General features: G+C 72.7%; 14 protein-coding genes. 11 read left to right on the top strand and 3 right to left on the bottom strand.

The window, feature by feature from the left end; all coding sequences use genetic code 11:
- Positions 1 to 38: 38 nt before the first annotated feature.
- Positions 39 to 3,236 carry a penicillin acylase family protein gene (locus ACQPZO_RS21135; protein WP_433343350.1) on the bottom strand — a complete coding sequence of 1,066 codons (3,198 nt, stop codon included), beginning with the start codon at positions 3,234 to 3,236 and terminating at the stop codon, positions 39 to 41.
- Between the two features lie 231 nt (positions 3,237 to 3,467).
- On the opposite strand from ACQPZO_RS21135, the gene ACQPZO_RS21130 reads away from it, so the two are divergent.
- The 3 genes from ACQPZO_RS21130 (at position 3,468) to ACQPZO_RS21120 (ending at position 8,353) form a co-directional block, all read left to right on the top strand.
- Positions 3,468 to 4,814, top strand: a complete 1,347-nt coding sequence (locus ACQPZO_RS21130; protein WP_433343349.1) for a jacalin-like lectin — start codon at positions 3,468 to 3,470, stop codon at positions 4,812 to 4,814.
- A gap of 10 nt (positions 4,815 to 4,824) precedes the next feature.
- Positions 4,825 to 6,786 (top strand): excinuclease ABC subunit UvrC, encoded by a 1,962-nt coding sequence (gene uvrC, locus ACQPZO_RS21125; protein ID WP_433343347.1) that lies wholly within the window; start codon positions 4,825 to 4,827, stop codon positions 6,784 to 6,786.
- 664 nt (positions 6,787 to 7,450) lie between these two features.
- Positions 7,451 to 8,353 (top strand): SWIM zinc finger family protein, encoded by a 903-nt coding sequence (locus tag ACQPZO_RS21120; RefSeq protein WP_433343345.1) that lies wholly within the window; start codon positions 7,451 to 7,453, stop codon positions 8,351 to 8,353.
- Between the two features lie 66 nt (positions 8,354 to 8,419).
- Here the strand turns inward: ACQPZO_RS21120 and ACQPZO_RS21115 are convergent, their stop codons facing one another.
- Positions 8,420 to 9,421, bottom strand: a complete 1,002-nt coding sequence (locus tag ACQPZO_RS21115; protein WP_433343344.1) for a hypothetical protein — start codon at positions 9,419 to 9,421, stop codon at positions 8,420 to 8,422.
- A gap of 522 nt (positions 9,422 to 9,943) precedes the next feature.
- Between ACQPZO_RS21115 and rapZ the strand changes: the two genes are divergently transcribed.
- From rapZ to ACQPZO_RS21075, 8 genes are all read left to right on the top strand, one after another.
- The gene (gene rapZ / locus ACQPZO_RS21110; RefSeq protein ID WP_433343342.1) at positions 9,944 to 10,867 is read left to right on the top strand and encodes an RNase adapter RapZ; all 924 of its coding nucleotides are present in this window, start codon (positions 9,944 to 9,946) and stop codon (positions 10,865 to 10,867) included.
- Positions 10,864 to 11,844 (top strand): gluconeogenesis factor YvcK family protein, encoded by a 981-nt coding sequence (locus tag ACQPZO_RS21105; protein WP_433343341.1) that lies wholly within the window; start codon positions 10,864 to 10,866, stop codon positions 11,842 to 11,844. Before rapZ ends, ACQPZO_RS21105 begins: the two co-directional genes overlap by 4 nt.
- A gap of 54 nt (positions 11,845 to 11,898) precedes the next feature.
- On the top strand, positions 11,899 to 12,879 hold the full coding sequence (whiA, locus tag ACQPZO_RS21100; RefSeq protein ID WP_433343339.1) for a DNA-binding protein WhiA: 981 nt from the start codon (positions 11,899 to 11,901) through the stop codon (positions 12,877 to 12,879).
- Between the two features lie 335 nt (positions 12,880 to 13,214).
- On the top strand, positions 13,215 to 14,219 hold the full coding sequence (gene gap / locus ACQPZO_RS21095) for a type I glyceraldehyde-3-phosphate dehydrogenase (RefSeq protein WP_396670823.1): 1,005 nt from the start codon (positions 13,215 to 13,217) through the stop codon (positions 14,217 to 14,219).
- Positions 14,220 to 14,271: 52 nt separating this feature from the next.
- Positions 14,272 to 15,471: a phosphoglycerate kinase gene (locus ACQPZO_RS21090; RefSeq protein WP_433343338.1), complete on the top strand. Its 1,200-nt coding sequence runs from the start codon at positions 14,272 to 14,274 to the stop codon at positions 15,469 to 15,471.
- Entirely contained in the window at positions 15,471 to 16,262 is a 792-nt protein-coding gene (tpiA, locus tag ACQPZO_RS21085; protein ID WP_433343336.1) for a triose-phosphate isomerase, read from the top strand. Before ACQPZO_RS21090 ends, tpiA begins: the two co-directional genes overlap by 1 nt.
- Before the next feature lie 95 nt (positions 16,263 to 16,357).
- Complete coding sequence (gene secG, locus ACQPZO_RS21080; protein WP_350888110.1) at positions 16,358 to 16,618, top strand: preprotein translocase subunit SecG; 261 nt, start codon at positions 16,358 to 16,360, stop codon at positions 16,616 to 16,618.
- Positions 16,619 to 16,754: 136 nt separating this feature from the next.
- The gene (locus tag ACQPZO_RS21075) at positions 16,755 to 17,099 is read left to right on the top strand and encodes an RNA polymerase-binding protein RbpA (RefSeq protein WP_396670819.1); all 345 of its coding nucleotides are present in this window, start codon (positions 16,755 to 16,757) and stop codon (positions 17,097 to 17,099) included.
- Positions 17,100 to 17,164: 65 nt separating this feature from the next.
- Here the strand turns inward: ACQPZO_RS21075 and pgl are convergent, their stop codons facing one another.
- Positions 17,165 to 17,935, bottom strand: a complete 771-nt coding sequence (gene pgl, locus ACQPZO_RS21070; protein WP_433343335.1) for a 6-phosphogluconolactonase — start codon at positions 17,933 to 17,935, stop codon at positions 17,165 to 17,167.
- Positions 17,936 to 18,014: the final 79 nt, after the last annotated feature.

The raw sequence follows: 18,014 nt of genomic DNA, 5'->3' as shown, positions 1-18,014 counted from the left end.
CGGCACGGATGATCCCGTGCCGGCCGCCGCGCGGGGGGTCAGCGGGCGTACACCGCCATCTCCCACAGCGAGAAGCCGTACTCGGTGCCCCGGGTCAGGCCGCGCATCCGCACGTACCGGGCGTTCCCGGCCGGGAACGCCGCCACGTCGGTGCCCCCGTCGCCGGCCGTGGTCGACCAGGCCGTGCGCCAGGTCGTCCCGTCGGCGGACACCTCGATCCGGTACGACCGGGCGTACGCCGCCTCCCAGTCCAGCACCACCCGGCCCACGGCTCGGGCGGAGCCCAGGTCGACGGTGAGCGTCTGGTCGTCGTTGCGGGAGCTGGCCCACCGGGTGCCGAGGTCCCCGTCGACCGCCCTGCTCGCGGGATAGAGGAACTGAGTGCTCGACGCCGTCACCGGCCGGCCGGCGGCGAGGTTGGTCACGTCGTCGCCGCGCTTCGCGGGGAACGAGACCACCTGCTGGTAGGTGGGCCGGTTCTGCCAGGCGATCGTGGCGTGCTTGATCCCGCCCAGCGGCGACTGGATGATCGCGTCGGCGCACCACTGGTCGCCGGCCGAGCAGGTGGCGTCGCCGGGGTAGACCTGGGCGGCCGGGGTGGCCGCCGCGCCGCGCAGCGTGTCGAGCAGGACCTGCCGGCAGCCGGCGAGGGTGCCGCCGCCGCAGTACGTGCGGCCGAGTCCGCCGGCGACCGGGTCGCCGAGCACCGCGCGCAGGTCCTTGTCGACGTACCCCCACCAGCCGTACTGGAACGACGAGCCCTTGTGCGACTGGCCCTCGGAGGGGGACTCGTTGATCTGGAGGGTGTTGACCAGCGCCTGGTAGAGGTCCGGGCCGAGCGGGGCGGAGAACATCCCCCGGACCAGCAACGGCCACCAGGCGTCGAAGGTGCGGATCGCGTCGGCGTGCTGGTACACCTTCGAGCCCTTGGTGGTCTCCACCCGCAGCGCGCCGGCCTGCCGCCACGCCTTCAGCCGGCCGATCTCGGCGGCCAGGGCGGCGTCGCCGACGGGCTGGCTCTCCAGCACCCGGATCAGCTCGTCGAGCACCTCGATCCCGCGCAGGTCGGTCAGCCCGGCCTGCTCCACGAGGCTGGTCAGCGACGCCCGGTCGAACTTCTTTCCCGACGCGATCGCCGCCTTGAGCGGCCGGTCGAGCAGGTTGCCCCGGTGCACGGCGCCGAAGCTGAAGTTGCCGTCGGCCCCCCCGAAGTCCTTGGCCTGCTTGTTGTTCCAGCTCACGTAGTAGTCCTGGTCGACCGAGCGGGGGTGGGCGGCCAGCGGGGCGTACGTCGCGGTGTTCGTCGCCGGCTGGTAGCCCTGCCACTCGTACGCGGCCTCGGCCTTCATCGGCAGGTTCGGGTTCGACCCGGCGGCGCGCATCGGGTTGAGCCCGGAGTTGAAGTACGCCGACTGGGTGGAGTTGACGTAGAACCAGTTGAACGCGTACTCGACGTTGTTCGCCGAGGCGGTGAAGGCGTCGGCGGAGCCCATCTGGGACGGGTCGTTGAACATCTGGAAGCCGATCGCGGAGTCGGCCTCGTGCCGGTAGGTGGAGCGGAGCTGGGTGAAGGCGTGCGGCTTGCCGCCGACGGCCCCGCGCCAGGCGACCAGGCCGAGCTTCGTCCGCCAGGCGGTGAGCTTGTACGACCCGGCGGGCGTGCTGTCCGCCACCGTCGGGATCCACTTGTTGGTGTGCGCGAGCTGCTCCATCGCCAGACACTGGCCACGGTAGAGGTAGTGGGCGCTGGTCAGGGTGGGCGCGCTGCCGTCGGTGGTGCACAGCGGCACCGCGTACGTGTCGGTGATGTCGTGGGTCGACGAGGTGGCGCTCCAGGCGTAGTCCTGGCCCCGGCCGAGCAGCACGTAGAGGTTCAGGCCGGCGAACGCGGCACCCCGGGCGCTGATCCCCGGGCCCTGCAACTCCTGGATCATCAGTAGCTGGGGGGAGAAGTAGCCGGTCTGCGGGCCGAACACGGCGACCGGGTGGCCGGTCGAGGAGTTGGCGGCGGAGACCAGGGCCGCGTTGGACATGCCCCGGTGCGCCGGGTCGATGGTCAGCCCGGACAGCGCGGCGGCCAGCTCGGAGCCCTTGCCGGCGGTGGTGGTGGCGGAGCCGGTGGGGTCGGTGAAGACCGGTTCGGCCTTCGCGGAGCCGGCGTCGGGCAGCGCCACGCTGGCCGCGTCCGGGGAGGCGTTGCCGTACGGGAAGCTCTGCCCGTTGTGCAGGGTCAGCACTGTCTCGGGGTCGTTCTGGTTGCGGAAGGCCGTCCACACCTTGTCGCCCTCGACGGGGCCGTACTTGGCCCGGGCGGCGATGCGGACCAGCGCGGACTGCATCTCGTTGCCGCCCCCGCCGCCGAACAGGCCGCCGACCACGCCGGCGATGGCGATCAGGTCGGTCATCCGGAACGGCTCGGGGCCACCCTTGTTGGTGATCGCGTCGAGGTGCCCGGTCAGCACGTACTCGCCGGGGCAGTTGCGGTTGGCCATGCAGACGCCGATGTAGGCGTTGATGCCGGCGATGTACTCCTGCACGTCGGTGTAGAGCTGCGCGCCGCGCGGGCCCTTCGTGCGCAGTGCGTCGACCTGCGTCTGGAGGTCCGCGTCGGTGTAGGGCGAGTTGCGCCAGACGCTCTGCTCCAGGGCCCGGTTGCCCGGCGACCCGCCGGCGAACGGGGTGAGGGTTCCTCGGCCGACGTGGCGCAGCAGGTCCATGGTGAACAGCCGGTCCTCGGCTCCGGCGTACCCGGCGCCGTACATGGTGCCGCCGCGGGTGGTGCCGGTGACGTGCGGGACGCCGGTCGCCTTGTCCCGCAGGATGCGTACGTCGGAGCGGGGTGAGTAGTCGCGTTCGACCTGTCCGGCCGGAACGCCGAAGGAGGCGTCGTTGAAGAAGTTGCCGATCTGTTCCTCGCGCAGCCCGGCGTAGCCGTAGACCAGGTCGGCGTACTTGCCGAGCTGGTCGGCGGAGTGCCGGGGCAGGGTCCCGAGGCTCTGGTTGGCGAGGACCTCGACGAGGGTGGCGTTGCCGTTCTGGCCGGGCGGCACGATGTCGCCGCACTCGCCCAGGCAGTAGTCGTTTCCGGCGAACGCGCTGGTGGCGGCGGTGGCGGCGGCGTTGGCCGGCGCGCCGACGGCGGGGGTCGGGGTGGGGGAGGCGACGAGCAGGGCCGCGACGCCGACGGCGGCGGTCGCGCCGGCCAGCAGGCGGCGGGTGGTGGTGGGACGGGGCATGGTGATCCTCCGGGGGGATGGGGATCATGGCGAGGGACGGGTGCCGATCATTACGTGAAGAACATTCAGTTACCGGATGGTAATCTCCGCGCCCCGATATTGGAAGATGGCAATCTGTGGATCGGCCCCCGGTCGCCGCGAGTGTTGAGCCGGCCGGATTCATTCGATACCCTTCGATCTCCCGAGCCGGTGCCGGCCGGACCCGGTCCCGCTGTCGAGAAGGGACGTCGGATGAGACCCGCCCGCCTGCTGGCCCCCGTGGCGCTGCTCGCCGTCCTGCTGCCCCCGTCCGCGCCCGCCGCCGCCGCGCCCGCCGCAGCATCCGCGCTGGCGCCGGCCGCCGTCACGTCCGGCACCTTCTCGGTGCTCACCTACAACGTCGCCGGCCTGCCCGAACCGCTGTCCGGCAGCAAGCCGGCGGTCAACACGCGGCCCATCGGCGAGCGGGTCAACGCCTACGACATCGTGCACGTCCAGGAGGACTTCAACTACCACGCCGACCTGTACGCCACCGACCGGCACCCGCACCGCACGCCGACCAGCGGCGGGGTGCCCATCGGCGACGGCCTCAACACGATGTCCAACTACCCGGTGTCGGACTTCGTCCGGGTCAAGTGGGACGACTGCAACGGCTTCGACTGCCTCACCCCGAAGGGCTTCAGCCGGTCCCGGGTCCGGCTCGCCGAGGGCGCCTTCGTGGACCTCTACGACGTGCACACCAACGCCGGCACGACCGAGGCCGACCTCGCCGCCCGCCGGTCCAACGTCAGCCAGCTCTCCGCGTACGTCGCCGCCAACTCCGCCGGCAACGCGGTGATCGTGATGGGCGACCTGAACTCCCGCTACACCCGCGTTGGCGACACCATCCGCGACCTGGTGGCCGCCAACGGCCTCACCGACGCGTGGGTGCGCCAGGAGCGCGGCGGGGTGCCCCCGGCGCTCGGCAGCCCGGCGTTGACCTGCGACCCGGCGAACGTCACCGACGCCTGCGAGGTGGTCGACAAGATCCTCTACCGGAGCAACCGGCTAATCCGGCTGGGCCTGACCCGCTACCACAACGAGCACGCCCGGTTCCTGGATCCGGCCGGCGACCCGCTGTCCGACCACTACCCGCACGCCGCCTGGTTCACCTGGGCCCTCGACCCCGGTCTGCGGGCCAGCGACACCTGGGGCGGCCCGCACGGCACCCCGTTCACCGACGCGGACGCCGCCGGGCCCCGGGTCGCCACCGTCTCGCTGCGTGCCGGCTCCCGGCTCGACCAGGTCGGCGTCGGCCTCGCCGGCGGCGTCACCCGCACCCACGGTGACGCGGGCGGCACCCCGGCCAGCCTCGCGTTGGCCGAGGGGGAGCACGTCACCCAGGTCACCCTCACCCAGGGAAAGAAGGACGGCCGGACCCGGATCTTCTCCGCCCGGTTCACCACCAACCTCGGGCGCACCCTGTCCGGCGGCACGCCGACCTCGGACGCGGTGACCTTCACCGCGCCGCCCGGCGGGCGACTCGCCGGCTTCTTCGGCCGGGCCGGCAGCGAGGTCGACCAGCTCGGCGTGATCTGGGCTGTCGGGGCCGGCGGCTAGTCTTCCAGGCGTGGCTGATCCCTCCACCTACCGTCCCCCGCCCGGCACGATCCCCGACGCCCCGGGGGTCTACCGGTTCCGCGACGGCACCGGCCGGGTGATCTACGTCGGCAAGGCGAAGAGCCTGCGCAGCCGGCTCAGCTCCTACTTCGCCGACCTGTGGGGGCTGCACCAGCGCACCCAGCAGATGGTCACCACCGCCGAGTCGGTCGACTGGGTCACCGTCGGCACCGAGGTCGAGGCCCTCCAGCTCGAATACACCTGGATCAAGCAGTACGACCCCCGGTTCAACGTCCGCTACCGCGACGACAAGTCGTATCCGTACCTCGCCGTCACGGTCGACGAGGAGTTCCCCCGGTTCCAGGTGATGCGCGGCGCCAAGCGCAAGGGGGTGCGCTACTTCGGGCCGTACTCGCACGCCTGGGCCATCCGCGAGACGCTCGACCTGCTGCTGCGGGTCTTCCCCGCGCGCACCTGCTCGGCCGGCGTGTTCAAGCGCGCCGGCCAGGTGGGCCGCCCCTGCCTGCTGGGCTACATCGGCAAGTGCTCCGCGCCCTGCGTGGGCAGCGTCTCCGCCGAGGAACACCGGCACATCGTCGACGGCTTCTGCGACTTCATGGGCGGGCGCACCGACACCATGGTCCGCCGGCTCGAACGCGAGATGACCGAGGCCAGCGAGGCGCTGGAGTTCGAGAAGGCCGCCCGGCTGCGCGACGACGTCGCGGCCCTGCGCCGGGCCATGGAGAAGCAGACCGTGGTGCTCGGCGACGGCACCGACGCCGACGTGGTCGCGTTCGCCGACGACCCCCTGGAGGCCGCCGTCCAGGTCTTCCACGTGCGCGACGGCCGGGTCCGGGGCCAGCGCGGCTGGGTGGTGGAGAAGACGGAGGACCTGACCGCCGGCGACCTGGTGCACCACTTCTGCACCCAGGTGTACGGCGGGGAGCAGGGCGAGGCCGACGTGCCCCGCGAGCTGCTGGTCCCCGCCCTGCCCGCCGACGCCGACGCGCTGGCCGACTGGCTGTCGGGCCGCCGGGGCAGCCGGGTGTCCCTGCGGGTGCCGCAGCGCGGCGACAAGCGGTCCCTGCTGGAGACGGTGGAACGCAACGCGAAGGACGGCCTGGCCCGGCACAAGCTCAAGCGCGCCGGCGACCTGACCACCCGCGGCCAGGCGCTCGACGAGATCAGCGACGCGCTCGGCATGCGCACCGTGCCGCTGCGCATCGAGTGCTTCGACGTCTCCCAGATCCAGGGCACCGACGTGGTGGCCAGCATGGTGGTCTTCGAGGACGGCCTGCCCCGCAAGGGCGAGTACCGCCGGTTCATCGTCCGGGGCGCCACCGACGACCTGTCCGCCATGTCGGAGGTGCTGCGCCGCCGCTTCGCCCGCTACCTCGACGCCCGCGCCGAGACCGGCGAGCTGGGGGAGGAGACCGCCTCCGACCCGGACCGGCCGGGCATCGACCCGACGACCGGGCGGCCACGGAAGTTCGCGTACCCGCCGCAGTTGGTGGTGGTCGACGGCGGCGCGCCGCAGGTCGCGGCGGCGGCCCAGGCCCTCGCGGAGCTGGGCATCGACGACGTGGCGCTGTGCGGCCTGGCCAAGCGGCTGGAGGAGGTGTGGCTGCCCGACGACGAGTTCCCGGTCATCCTGCCGCGCACCTCCGAGGGGCTCTACCTGCTGCAACGGGTGCGCGACGAGGCGCACCGCTTCGCCATCACGTTCCACCGGCAGCGCCGCTCGAAGCGGATGACCGAGTCGGCGCTGGACACCGTGTCCGGCCTCGGCGAGGTGCGGCGCAAGGCGCTGCTGCGCCACTTCGGCTCGCTCAAGCGGCTCGCCGCCGCGTCGGTGGAGGAGATCACCGAGGTCCCCGGCGTCGGCCGGCGCACCGCCGAGGCGATCACCGCCGCCCTCAACCCGACCCCGGACGCGCCGCCCCCCGAATCAGACACGCTGAGCGACGCCTAGTTCCCGTTTCTGCCGCCACCAGCTCGGCCGGATCAACGGGCGGTCGGCGCGGACCGTTTTGATAATCCGTATTAGCGCCTTGACCCGTCTCTGTCGACCGGCGCAAACTCATCGACCACAGGGCATGCTCACCGTCCCGCAGCATTGTTACGCTCGGTGATCGTCGTCGCCTGGCCGGCCTCGTCGCGACCGCGATCACCGGGTCCCCTCGTGATCGGAGACCCCCGTGCCGACCTCACCCGAACCTCCGTCCACCCTCACCCGCCGCGGCCTGCTCCAGGGCGCGGCGCTGCTCGGCACCGCCGCCGCGACCGGCGAGGCCGGCCCTCGCCTCGGCGCCCGCATCTGCGTGGCCCGCGCGACCTGCCCCGGCGCCCCTCACGCGCATCCCGCGCTGGCGGGGACTCGGTCGGCGGGGCCGCGGTCGGCACGGTCGCGCCGACGGGTCGCTGTCGCAAGATCGCGCTCGATCCGGGAAAGAGTGGCCTTCTCAGCGCGGGAGGCCACTCTTTCCGTGTTCGAGCGCGATCTTGGCCGGGTACGACAGGGCCGTCACCGTCCGGTCTCGCCGTCCCCGTCGCCCCAGCCCGCGCGCCTGACGACCTTGGCGAGTTGGTCCCTGCCCTGATGTTGGCGGCGTCGCCCCGCCCGGTTAGATGGCGGGATGGCGGTACGTATCGACATCGACGCCCTGCGGGGCGAGGCCGGGGCCGTGGCCTGCGACGCGGCGGACAAGCTTCTGGCAGCGGGGCAGCCGGCGGCGATCACATCGGCCGGCGGGGGAGCGTCCGGTGTGATCCGGGAGGGCGGGCAGCCGCCGTACGAGGTCTGGGTGGGGATCACGGCGGACGGCTTCACCGCCCAGTGCGACTGCCCGGCCCGTGAGGAACTATGCGCCCACGCGGTGGCACTCACTGTCGCCGCTGTGCAGGGCCGATTCGACTGGTCCTCGGCGGCGGCCACCTCGTCGTCGGCTCTGGAGATCGACCCCAGGGTCGCCGAGCTGGCCGAGCTCGCGCGCGGCATTCCCGCCCGGCGGCTCGCGTTGCTGGTAGCCGAGTGGGCGGCTGCGGATCGGGTGTTGGAGAACAGGTTGCTGGCGCAGGCCGGCCGGCTCGCGCCCCTCAACGCCGCCGAGCTGGACGACGTCGGCCGGAGCATCGACAACATCGCGCACGAGGCGACCAGCGGTGACCGGTGGGAGCTGCACGACGTCGAGAAGGCCGGCCGGGCGATCGTCGAAGAGGTGCGGGTGCTGGCCGAGCGGCCGGCGACGGAGGGAACCCTGCTGGTGGTCGAGCAGGCCGCGCGCGTCTGGGACCGCCTCGTCCCGCCCCTTTATGACGCCTGGGAGACGTACGAGGAGGAACCGGGCGAGATCGGCGGTGCGCTACGGGCGGTCCACGTCCAGCTCTGCGAGCAGGTCCAGCCGGACCCCGACGAGCTGGCGAAGCGGCTGGCCGAGGTCATCGGGGCGGCCGAGGTCGACTCCTGCCTCGACGAGCCGTGGGACTACCTCGGCGTGCTCGGCCGCGACCGGGTCAAGGCGCTGGGGCGGCGCCGCTGACGGGTGTCTCGGCCGGTTCCCGCCGTTGGTGGCCGAGGCTCCGGTCACCAGCGGCGGCGTGCCGGGTCAGGCCCAGGGGGCCAGCGGGTACCAGGGGATGATCTCGCGGCGGGCGAGCAGCCGTACGTCCCAGTAGAGGAACGTGAACGCGCCGGCGACGATGAACGCGACCGCGGTCAGCACCGCCAGTCGGGTCGGCCGCTCGGTGAACCACCGTTGCAGTCGGGAGCCGGCGAGCCAGGCCAGCAGCAGGAACAGCACCGCCATGATGACGATGTTGCCGATGGACTGGAGCGTGAACGCCGCCGCCCCGTACAGCGGGTTGCCGCTCTCCGCGGCGTCGCGGAACATCTGCCGGAACAGCCCGAACGGCCGACCGATCAGGAAGCCGGCGATCAGCGCGCCCATGAAGATCATCGGGGCGTTGGGGTACCGGCCGGCGAGCCGGGCGAACGGATCCCGCACCACGCCGATCGAGGCCAGTCCGAGATAGATCATCACCAGCCCGATCACGCCGAAGACGACCATCGACTGGATGCTTCTCGGCGACAGGCCGCCGGGCGTGGTGGGGGCGGTGGAGAACTGCGGCATCGAGGTGCCGACGATGCCGACGATCGCGCCGTAGACGGCCGACACCGCGATCATGCCCACCGACATCCAGCCAAGCGGCTTCAGCGGCTGGACGAACCTGCTGAACCTGCTCCCGGTGGTGGTGCCGGTCAGCGGGGCGAGGGCGCCGAAGGCGGCGATGTTGCAGGCGGTGAACGTGCCGGCGATCCCGGAGACGAAGGCGAACACGATGCCCGCCGCGATCCCCTGGATCGGGGTCTCCTTGGCGTCGTGGCCGAGCAGGGTGTTGGCGACGTTGTCGCCGATGGTCTGGTCCACGAACTCCGCCGACCAGACCACGGTCAGCAGGAAGCCGCCGATCACGCTGAGCAGGACGATCAGCGCCCGCCGCCGGGGGAAGTGCCCGTTGACGAAGGCGGACGTCCCCTCCTGCCCGGTGTCAGGCCGGAGCCCTGTCGGCACCTCGGGCCGTCGGGGGGAATTGTGGGTCTGCGTCACGCTGCGCTCCTCACGCTGGGGGGACGAGACCCGGGCGCGGGCGCGACGGCGACGCTGGCGACGACGCCCGGACCGGGAGGCCGGTGACCGCCGGCCGCGTGGACGCACCCGCCCAACCCACCGCAACGCAGTAGATTGACACGGATCGATGTCCAACCGCAGTGTGGCGCGGCTTTCGCCGACTGACTTCTTCCATCGTGCCCAATCCCGCCACCCACCACCCCGCCGTCCCCGCCCCCCGCCCCCGCCCCACGCAACCGCGATCTTGCACTTGCGGCCCTCGATATGTCGCTCATGCGCCCTCTGTCCGGGCCGCAAGTGCAAGATCGGCGTGGAGAGGGTGGGGTGGAGGGGCGGGGTGGAGGGGTGGGGTGGAGGGGCGGGGTGGAGGGGTGGGGTGGGGTGGGGTGGGGTGGGGTGTTGGGGCGGGCTGCGCCTGGGGGCGGGGCTCGGCGGGATAGAGTCGCAGATTGGCCGTGCGCGGTCATCTCGACCGTGGCGTCACCCGTGGGGGAGTAGGCAGTGAACGAGGCGCGGACGCCCGGGGTTCCGGTGACCAGCGACCCGACATCGGCGGCGTCGGAGGCGGAGACCACCCTGGTGGTGGTGACCGGCGTGTCCGGCGGCGGTCGCAGCACCGTGGCGCGGGCGTTGGAGAACGTCGGCTACTACGTGGTCGACAACCTGCCCCAGGCGTTGATGCTCGACATGGCCGAGCTGGCCGTCAAGGCCGGTGGCGCGGCCCGGCGTACCGCGATGGTGCTCGACGTTCGCTCGCGCGCCTTCTCCACCGACCTGGTCGGGGCGATCCGGGAGCTGAAGGAGCGGGGCTTCTCCCCCCGGGTGGTCTTCGTCGACGCCGACGACGAGGTGCTGATCCGCCGGTTCGAGAGCGTCCGGCGCTCGCACCCGTTGCAGGGCGACGGGCGGCTCGCCGACGGCATCGCCGTGGAGCGGGGGCTGCTGGAAGAGGCCCGGGACCAGGCCGACGTGATCATCGACACCAGCCACCTGAACGTCAACCAGCTCCGCCGCCGGATCGAGGAGCTGTTCGGCGGCGAGGACAGCCGCCGGCTGCGGGTCACCGTGCTCTCCTTCGGCTTCAAGTACGGCCTCCCGCCCGACGCCGACTTCGTCCTCGACGCCCGGTTCCTCCCGAACCCGTACTGGGTGCCCGAGCTGCGCGAGCACACCGGCCGGGAGGAGGCCGTCAGCGCGTACGTGCTCGGCCAGGAGGGCGCGGACGCCTTCGTCGGCACGTACGCGGACCTGGTCAACGCCACCACCGTCGGCTTCGAGCGGGAGGGCAAGCGCTACCTCACCGTGGCGGTCGGCTGTACCGGCGGCAAGCACCGCAGCGTCGCCATCGCCGAGGAGCTGGCCGCCCGGCTGCGTCACGCCGGCCTCGCCGCCAAGGCCCAGCACCGCGACCTGGGGCGGGAATGACGCCGACGCGGGTGGTCGCGTTCGGCGGCGGGCACGGCCTGTCGGTGTCCCTGCGGGCGCTGCGCCGCTGCGCGCCCGAGCTCGACCTGGACATCACCGCCGTGGTCACCGTCGGCGACGACGGGGGCTCCAGCGGGCGGCTGCGGGCCCGGCGCGGCGGCCTGCCGCCGGGGGACCTGCGCCAGGCGTTGGCGGCCCTCGCCGGCGACCACCCGGCCACCAGGCGCAGCGCGAGGCTGTTCCAGCACCGCTTCGCCAGCACCCCCGGTGACCCGGCGGACACCGACGACGGGCTCGCCGGGCACGCCGTCGGCAACCTGGTCCTGTGCGGGCTGATCGAGCTGCTCGGCGACCCGGTCGCCGCGCTGGAACACGCCGGGGCGATGCTCGGCGCGGTGGGCCGGGTGCTGCCGATGTCCCGCCAGCCGGTCGGCATCGAGGCCCGGGTACGCGGCGTCGACCCGGCGTGCCCGGACGAGGCGCGCACGGTGAGCGGGCAGCACCAGGTGGCGGTCACCACCGGGCGGGTGGAGGCGCTGCGACTCACCCCGACCGCCCCGGCGGCCTGCGCGGAGGCCGTCGCAGCCATCGCCGAGGCGGACTGGTTGATCTTCGGGCCGGGGAGCTGGTACACCAGCCTGCTGCCGCACCTGCTGGTGCCGGGGCTGGCCGCCGCCATCGTGGCCAGCCCGGCCCGCCGGCTGGTCACCCTCAACCTGGCGGCGGAGAAGGAGACCCTCGGGCTCTCCCTGGCCGACCACCTGGCCACCCTGCGGCACTACCTGCCCGAGTTGACGGTGGACGCCGTGCTGGCGGACTCCAAGGCGGTGGGCGATCCCGGCCCCGTCGAGCGTGCGGCAGAATCGCTGGGTGCCCGGCTGCTCCTCGCCCCGGTCGCCGTCACCGAGGGCGGGCCCCATCACGATCCGGCAGCCCTGGGCGCAGCCCTGGTGCCTGTCCTGGGTGCCGATCGTTAAGCACGTACGTAATCTCCGGCGACACGCCGGAACCGGTCCGTGAGGGGGCGCACAATGGCGATGACGGCTGCGGTCAAGGACGAGCTGAGCCGGGTCGACGTGCCCAAGCCCTGCTGCCGGCGGGCAGAGATGGCGGCGCTGCTGCGCTTCGCCGGCGGGCTGCACATCGTCTCCGGCCGGGTGGTGGTGGAGGCCGAACTCGACACCGGGGCGGTGGCCCGGCGGCTGCGCCGGGAGATCGCCGAGGTCTACGGCTATTCCAGCGAGATCCACGTGTTGGCCTCCGGCGGGCTGCGCAAGGGCAGCCACTTCATCGTCCGGGTGGTCAAGGACGGTGAGTCCCTGGCCCGGCAGACCGGGCTGCTCGACGTCCGGGGCCGGCCGGTGCGGGGGCTGCCCCCGCACGTGGTGGCCGCGAACGTCTGCTGCGCGGTGTCCGCGTGGCGGGGGGCGTTCATGGCGCACGGCTCGCTGACCGAGCCGGGCCGCTCCAGCGCCCTGGAGATCACCTGCCCCGGCCCGGAGTCGGCCCTGGCGCTGGTGGGCGCGGCCCGCCGGCTCGGTATCACCGCGAAGAACCGCGAGGTGCGCGGCGTGGACCGGGTGGTGGTCAAGGACGGCGACGCGATCGCCGCGCTGCTCACCCGGGTGGGAGCACACTCCAGCGTGCTGGCCTGGGAGGAACGCCGGGTGCGCCGTGAGGTGCGGGCGACGGCCAACCGGCTGGCCAACTTCGACGACGCCAACCTGCGCCGCTCGGCGCGGGCCGCGGTGGCCGCCGCCGCGCGGGTGACCCGGGCCCTGGAGATCCTCGCCGAGGACGCCCCGAACCACCTCACGTCCGCCGGCCAGCTGCGCCTGGAGCACCGGCAGGCGTCCCTGGAGGAGCTGGGCGCGCTCGCCGACCCGCCGCTGACCAAGGACGCCATCGCCGGGCGGATCCGCCGGCTGCTGGCGCTGGCCGACAAGCGGGCCCGTGACCTGGGCATCCCGGATACGGAAGCGGCCGTCACGCCCGACATGCTCGTGGTCTGATAGGACGGTGGCGGTAGGTGGACGGCGGCGCGCGCGGCGGCGGGCGCCGGCCCGCCCCGCCGCACGTCCCCGGGCCGGGACCCGGCCCGGGAACGCGAAGCGGATCACCACCCGGCGCAGCACGCCGCCACGCGCTCGGATAGGGTCGCTGCATACGGCAAGGGGGCCGGTACTGGCACTCCCCGCCGTGCTCACCGCCTCGGGCGGTCATGGTCTTGCGGACCGCGGCGGGGTGGCCGACATGAACTGTCAACGGCCGGCTCCAACGGCCGGCGCACATCACCTCGCCGGCCGAAGCTGACGCCGGCGGATCAGAACGCGAGGAGACGGGACCTGTGACCATCCGGGTTGGCATCAACGGCTTCGGCCGCATCGGCCGTAACTTCTTCCGGGCCGTGCTGGCGTCCGGCGCGGACATCGAGGTCGTGGCCGTCAACGACCTGACCGACAACGCGACGCTCGCTCACCTGCTCAAGTACGACAGCATCCTGGGTCGCCTGCCGCACGAGGTCAAGGCGACCGCCGACGAGATCATCGTGGGCGGCAAGGCCATCAAGGCGTACGCCGAGAAGGACCCGGCGAAGCTGCCGTGGGGCGAGGCCGGCGTGGACGTGGTCATCGAGTCCACCGGCTTCTTCACCGACGCCAACAAGGCGAAGGCGCACGTCGCCGGCGGGGCCAAGAAGGTCATCATCTCCGCCCCGGCGAAGAACGAGGACGTCACGGTCGTCATGGGCGTGAACCAGGACCAGTACGACCCGGCCAAGCACACGATCATCTCGAACGCCTCCTGCACCACCAACTGCCTCGCTCCGATGGCGAAGGTGCTGCACGACACGTTCGGCATCCAGCACGGCCTGATGACGACGATCCACGCGTACACCCAGGACCAGAACCTCCAGGACGCGCCGCACTCCGACCTGCGTCGCGCCCGGGCCGCCGCGCTGAACATCGTCCCGACCTCCACCGGCGCCGCGAAGGCCATCGGCTTGGTGCTGCCGGAGCTGAAGGGCAAGCTCGACGGGTACGCGCTGCGGGTGCCGATCCCGACCGGCTCGGCCACCGACCTCACGGTCAACGTCAACCGGGAGACCACGGTGGACGAGGTCAACGCCGCGCTGAAGGCCGCAGCCGAGGGCCCGCTCAAGGGCATCCTGGTCTACAACGAGGACCCGATCGTCTCCTCGGACATCGTCACCGACCCGGCGTCGTGCATCTTCGACGCGCCGCTGACCAAGGTCGTGGGCAACCAGGTCAAGGTCGTCGGCTGGTACGACAACGAGTGGGGCTACTCCAACCGCCTGGTCGACCTGGTCAAGCTGGTGGGTTCCTCGCTGTGAGTGCGAGGAGTGAGCTTGCGAGCCCCGCAGTCATGAACGAAGGGTCAGCTCTGTGAGCATCCGCAACCTCGACGATTTGCTCGCCGAGGGGGTGTCGGGTCGGCGCGTGCTCGTGCGCGCCGACCTGAACGTCCCACTCGACAAGCAGAGCGGCGCGATCGCCGACGACGGCCGGATCCGCGCGGTGCTGCCGACGCTGACCGCCCTGACCGGGGCCGGCGCGAAGGTCGTGGTGTTCTCGCACCTGGGCCGCCCGAAGGGCGCGCCCGACCCGCAGTTCAGCCTCCGCCCGGTCGCGGCCCGCCTCGGCGAGCTGCTCGACGCGCAGGTGCGGTTCGCCGAGGACACCGTCGGCGACTCCGCCCGGTCCACGGTCGACGCGCTCGCCGACGGCGAGGTCGCCCTGCTGGAGAACCTCCGCTTCAACAAGGGGGAGACCAGCAAGGACGACGCCGAGCGGGGCGCGTTCGCCGACCAGCTCGCCGCGTTGGGCGAGGCGTACGTCGACGACGCGTTCGGCGCGGTGCACCGCAAGCACGCCAGCGTCTTCGACGTGCCGGCCCGGCTGCCGCACGTCGCCGGCCGGCTGGTGCTGCGCGAGGTGGAGGTGCTGGCGAAACTTGCCGGCGAGCCGGCGCGGCCGTACGTGGTGGTGCTCGGTGGCTCCAAGGTGTCCGACAAGCTCGCGGTGATCGAGGCGCTGCTGCCGAAGGTCGACCGGCTGCTCATCGGCGGCGGGATGTGCTTCACCTTCCTCAAGGCCCAGGGCCACGAGGTGGGCACCTCGCTGCTGGAGAAGGAGATGGTGGAGACCTGCCGCAACCTCCTGGAGCGGTCCGAGGGCAAGATCATGCTCCCGGTCGACGTGGTGGTGGCGGACGCCTTCGCCCCCGACGCGGCGCACGACACGGTCCGCGCCGACGCCATCCCCAGCCACCGGCTCGGGCTCGACATCGGCCCGGAGACGGTGGCCGGCTTCGCGGCGGCCCTGGCCCCGGCGAAGACGATCTTCTGGAACGGGCCGATGGGCGTGTTCGAGATGCCGGCGTTCGCCAACGGCACCCGGGGCGTCGCCGAGGCGATCACCTCCGCCGACGCGTTCAGCGTGGTCGGCGGCGGCGACTCCGCCGCGGCGGTCCGTGCCCTCGGGCTGGACGAGACGTCCTTCGGGCACATCTCCACGGGCGGCGGCGCCTCCCTGGAATACCTGGAGGGCAAGACCCTCCCCGGCATCGCGGCCTTGGAGGACTGATGGCGGTGACCAACCGCCGGCCGCTGATGGCCGGCAACTGGAAGATGAACCTCAACCACTTCGAGGCCAACGCGCTGGTGCAGAAGCTGGCCGCGAGTCTGACCGAGAAGCAGCTCACCGACGTCGAGTGCGTCGTGCTGCCGCCCTTCACCGACCTGCGCAGCGTGCAGACCGCGGTGGACGGCGACAAGGTGCTGATCGGCTACGGCGGGCAGGACCTGTCGCCGTACCAGTCGGGGGCCTACACCGGGGACATCTCCGGGACGATGCTGGCGAAGCTCGGCTGCACGTACGTGTTGGTCGGCCACTCCGAGCGGCGGCAGTACCACCACGAGGACGACGCGCTGGTCAACGACAAGGTGTCCGCCGCGCTGGCCAACGGGCTCACCCCGATCCTGTGCATCGGGGAGGGGCTGGAGGTCCGCGAGCAGCTCCGGCACGTGCCGCACTGCTGCGACCAGCTCGACGGCGCGCTGCGCGGGCTCAGCCGCGAGCAGATCACCAAGGTCGTCGTGGCGTACGAGCCGGTCTGGGCGATCGGGACGGGCAAGACGGCCACCCCCGAGGACGCCCAGGAGGTGTGCGGGGAGGTCCGTAAGCGGCTGGTCGAGACCTTCGACCAGACGACCGCGGACCAGGTCCGGATCCTCTACGGCGGGTCGGTGAAGTCCTCGAACATCGCCTCGATCATGGCCAAGCCGGACGTGGACGGGGCCCTGGTGGGCGGCGCGAGCCTGGACGGCGAGGAATTCGCCAAGATCTGCCGGTTCCCGGAGCACATCACCCGCTGACGGCTCGCTATCCTTGACTCCGCCCGTCCGTCGGCCGGTGCCGCAGTGCCCGACCTGTCCGGGCGAGGATCGCTACGAGAGGACTGACCCCAGCCATGCCGATCTGGTTCGCATACACGTTGATCGTGTTGCTGGTCATCACGAGCGTCATGCTCACCATGCTCATTCTGCTGCACCGCGGTAAGGGCGGTGGGATGTCGAGCATGTTCGGCGGTGGGGTCAGCTCCAGCCTCGCCGGCTCCTCGGTGGCCGAGAAGAACCTTGACCGCTACACGGTCCTGGTGGGTATCGTCTGGTTCGCCTGTATCGTCGGGCTGGGGCTTTGGCTGCGACTCCAGCTCAGCAGCGGGGCCTGAGAGCGAGCCCGCCGAGTCGTACAATCTGCGCGCGGTCCGTCACCGACGGGCCGCGCGCAGTTGTTTTTCCCGCTGCACCGCGTCGCCCGCCGCCCGCCCGAGCGGCGGTCCCCTCCGATGACAGGAGCGAGCAGCCGTGGCGAGTGGCAACCTGATTCGGGGTGCCCGGACCGGATCCGGCCCGGAACGCTTCAACGAGCGGCACGCGCCGGCCCCGCGCCGGTCGGTCACCTACTGGTGCCGCAACGACCACCGGATCGACGTCCCGATCGCGGCGGATGCCGAGCCGCCGCCGCAGTGGGACTGCCCCCGCTGCGGGGTTCCGGCCGGCCAGGACCAGGGCAACCCGCCGGGCCGGGCGCGCCCGGAGCCCTACAAGACCCACCTGGCATACGTGAAGGAACGGCGCACCCCGGAGGAGGGGGAGGCCCTGCTGGCCGAGGCCCTGGCCGCCCTGCGCCGCCGACGGGGCCGGGCCTGAGCGGCCGGGCCGGGGGCACCCGCCGGACACGCGGAAGGGCCCCCGCGGGGGCCCTTCCGTAGGGCTCAGCGCAGGCTGCGCAGCCGGGGCGGGATGTCGGCCGCCGCCGCCCGGTCCAGCAGCCAGAGGGTGCGCCCGACGCCCTGCGCCCCGGCGGCCGGGAGCTGCACCGGGCCGGCCCCGGCCAGCGCCATGCTGACCGCGCGGGCCTTGTCGGCCCCGCTGGCGACCAGCCAGACCTCCTCGGCGGTGTTGATCGCCGGGAGGGTGAGCGTGGTGCGCACCGGCGGCGGCTTGGGGCTGCCCCGCACGGCGCTGACCGGCCGGCTGTCGTGGTGCACGGGGTGCTCCGGGAAGACCGAGGCGACGTGCCCGTCCTCGCCCACCCCGAGCATCAGCACGTCGAAGTGGGGGAGCACGGCGTGCCCGGGACGGGCCGCCCGGGCCAGCTCGGCGGCGTACCCGGCGGCGGCGGACTCCGGGTCGGCCCCGGCCGGGCCGTCGGACGCCGGCATCGGGTGCACCCGGGTCGGGTCCAGCGGCACCGCGTCCAGCAGCGCCGCCCGGGCCTGCGTCTCGTTGCGCTCCGGGTCCCCGGCCGGCAGGAAGCGCTCGTCGCCCCACCAGACGTCGACCCGGGACCAGTCGACCGCGTCCCGTGCCGGCAACGCGTTCACCGCCCGGTACACGGCGGCGGCGATCCGGCCGCCGGTCAGCACCACCGCCGCCTGGCCGCGGTCCGCCTGCGCGTCGAGCAGCTTCACCAGCAACCGGGCCGCCACCGCCTGCGCCAGCAGTTCGGCATCGGCGTGGACGGCGACACTCGTCTCACTCATGTCTCGTGCCCTCGTCTCCGGACCGCCCTCGCGGTCCCTGTTCGTCGTGCCCGGGGGCCGGCGGCCCTCCGTCGCGCGT

Origin of the sequence: Micromonospora sp. CA-111912 (assembly GCF_050948415.1) — a bacterium.
In the GTDB taxonomy this organism is placed as follows: domain Bacteria; phylum Actinomycetota; class Actinomycetes; order Mycobacteriales; family Micromonosporaceae; genus Micromonospora.
The sequence above is the reverse complement of the archived record's forward strand: the minus strand, read 5'-3'. Positions and strand labels throughout refer to the sequence as shown.

Coding starts and splice junctions, on each gene's coding strand:
- ACQPZO_RS21135 (WP_433343350.1), bottom strand. CDS start 3,236: ATGCCCCGTCCCACCACCACCCGCCGCCTGCTGGCCGGCGCGACCGCC.
- ACQPZO_RS21130 (WP_433343349.1), top strand. CDS start 3,468: ATGAGACCCGCCCGCCTGCTGGCCCCCGTGGCGCTGCTCGCCGTCCTG.
- ACQPZO_RS21120 (WP_433343345.1), top strand. CDS start 7,451: ATGGCGGTACGTATCGACATCGACGCCCTGCGGGGCGAGGCCGGGGCC.
- ACQPZO_RS21105 (WP_433343341.1), top strand. CDS start 10,864: ATGACGCCGACGCGGGTGGTCGCGTTCGGCGGCGGGCACGGCCTGTCG.
- whiA (WP_433343339.1), top strand. CDS start 11,899: ATGGCGATGACGGCTGCGGTCAAGGACGAGCTGAGCCGGGTCGACGTG.
- tpiA (WP_433343336.1), top strand. CDS start 15,471: ATGGCGGTGACCAACCGCCGGCCGCTGATGGCCGGCAACTGGAAGATG.
- secG (WP_350888110.1), top strand. CDS start 16,358: ATGCCGATCTGGTTCGCATACACGTTGATCGTGTTGCTGGTCATCACG.
- pgl (WP_433343335.1), bottom strand. CDS start 17,935: ATGAGTGAGACGAGTGTCGCCGTCCACGCCGATGCCGAACTGCTGGCG.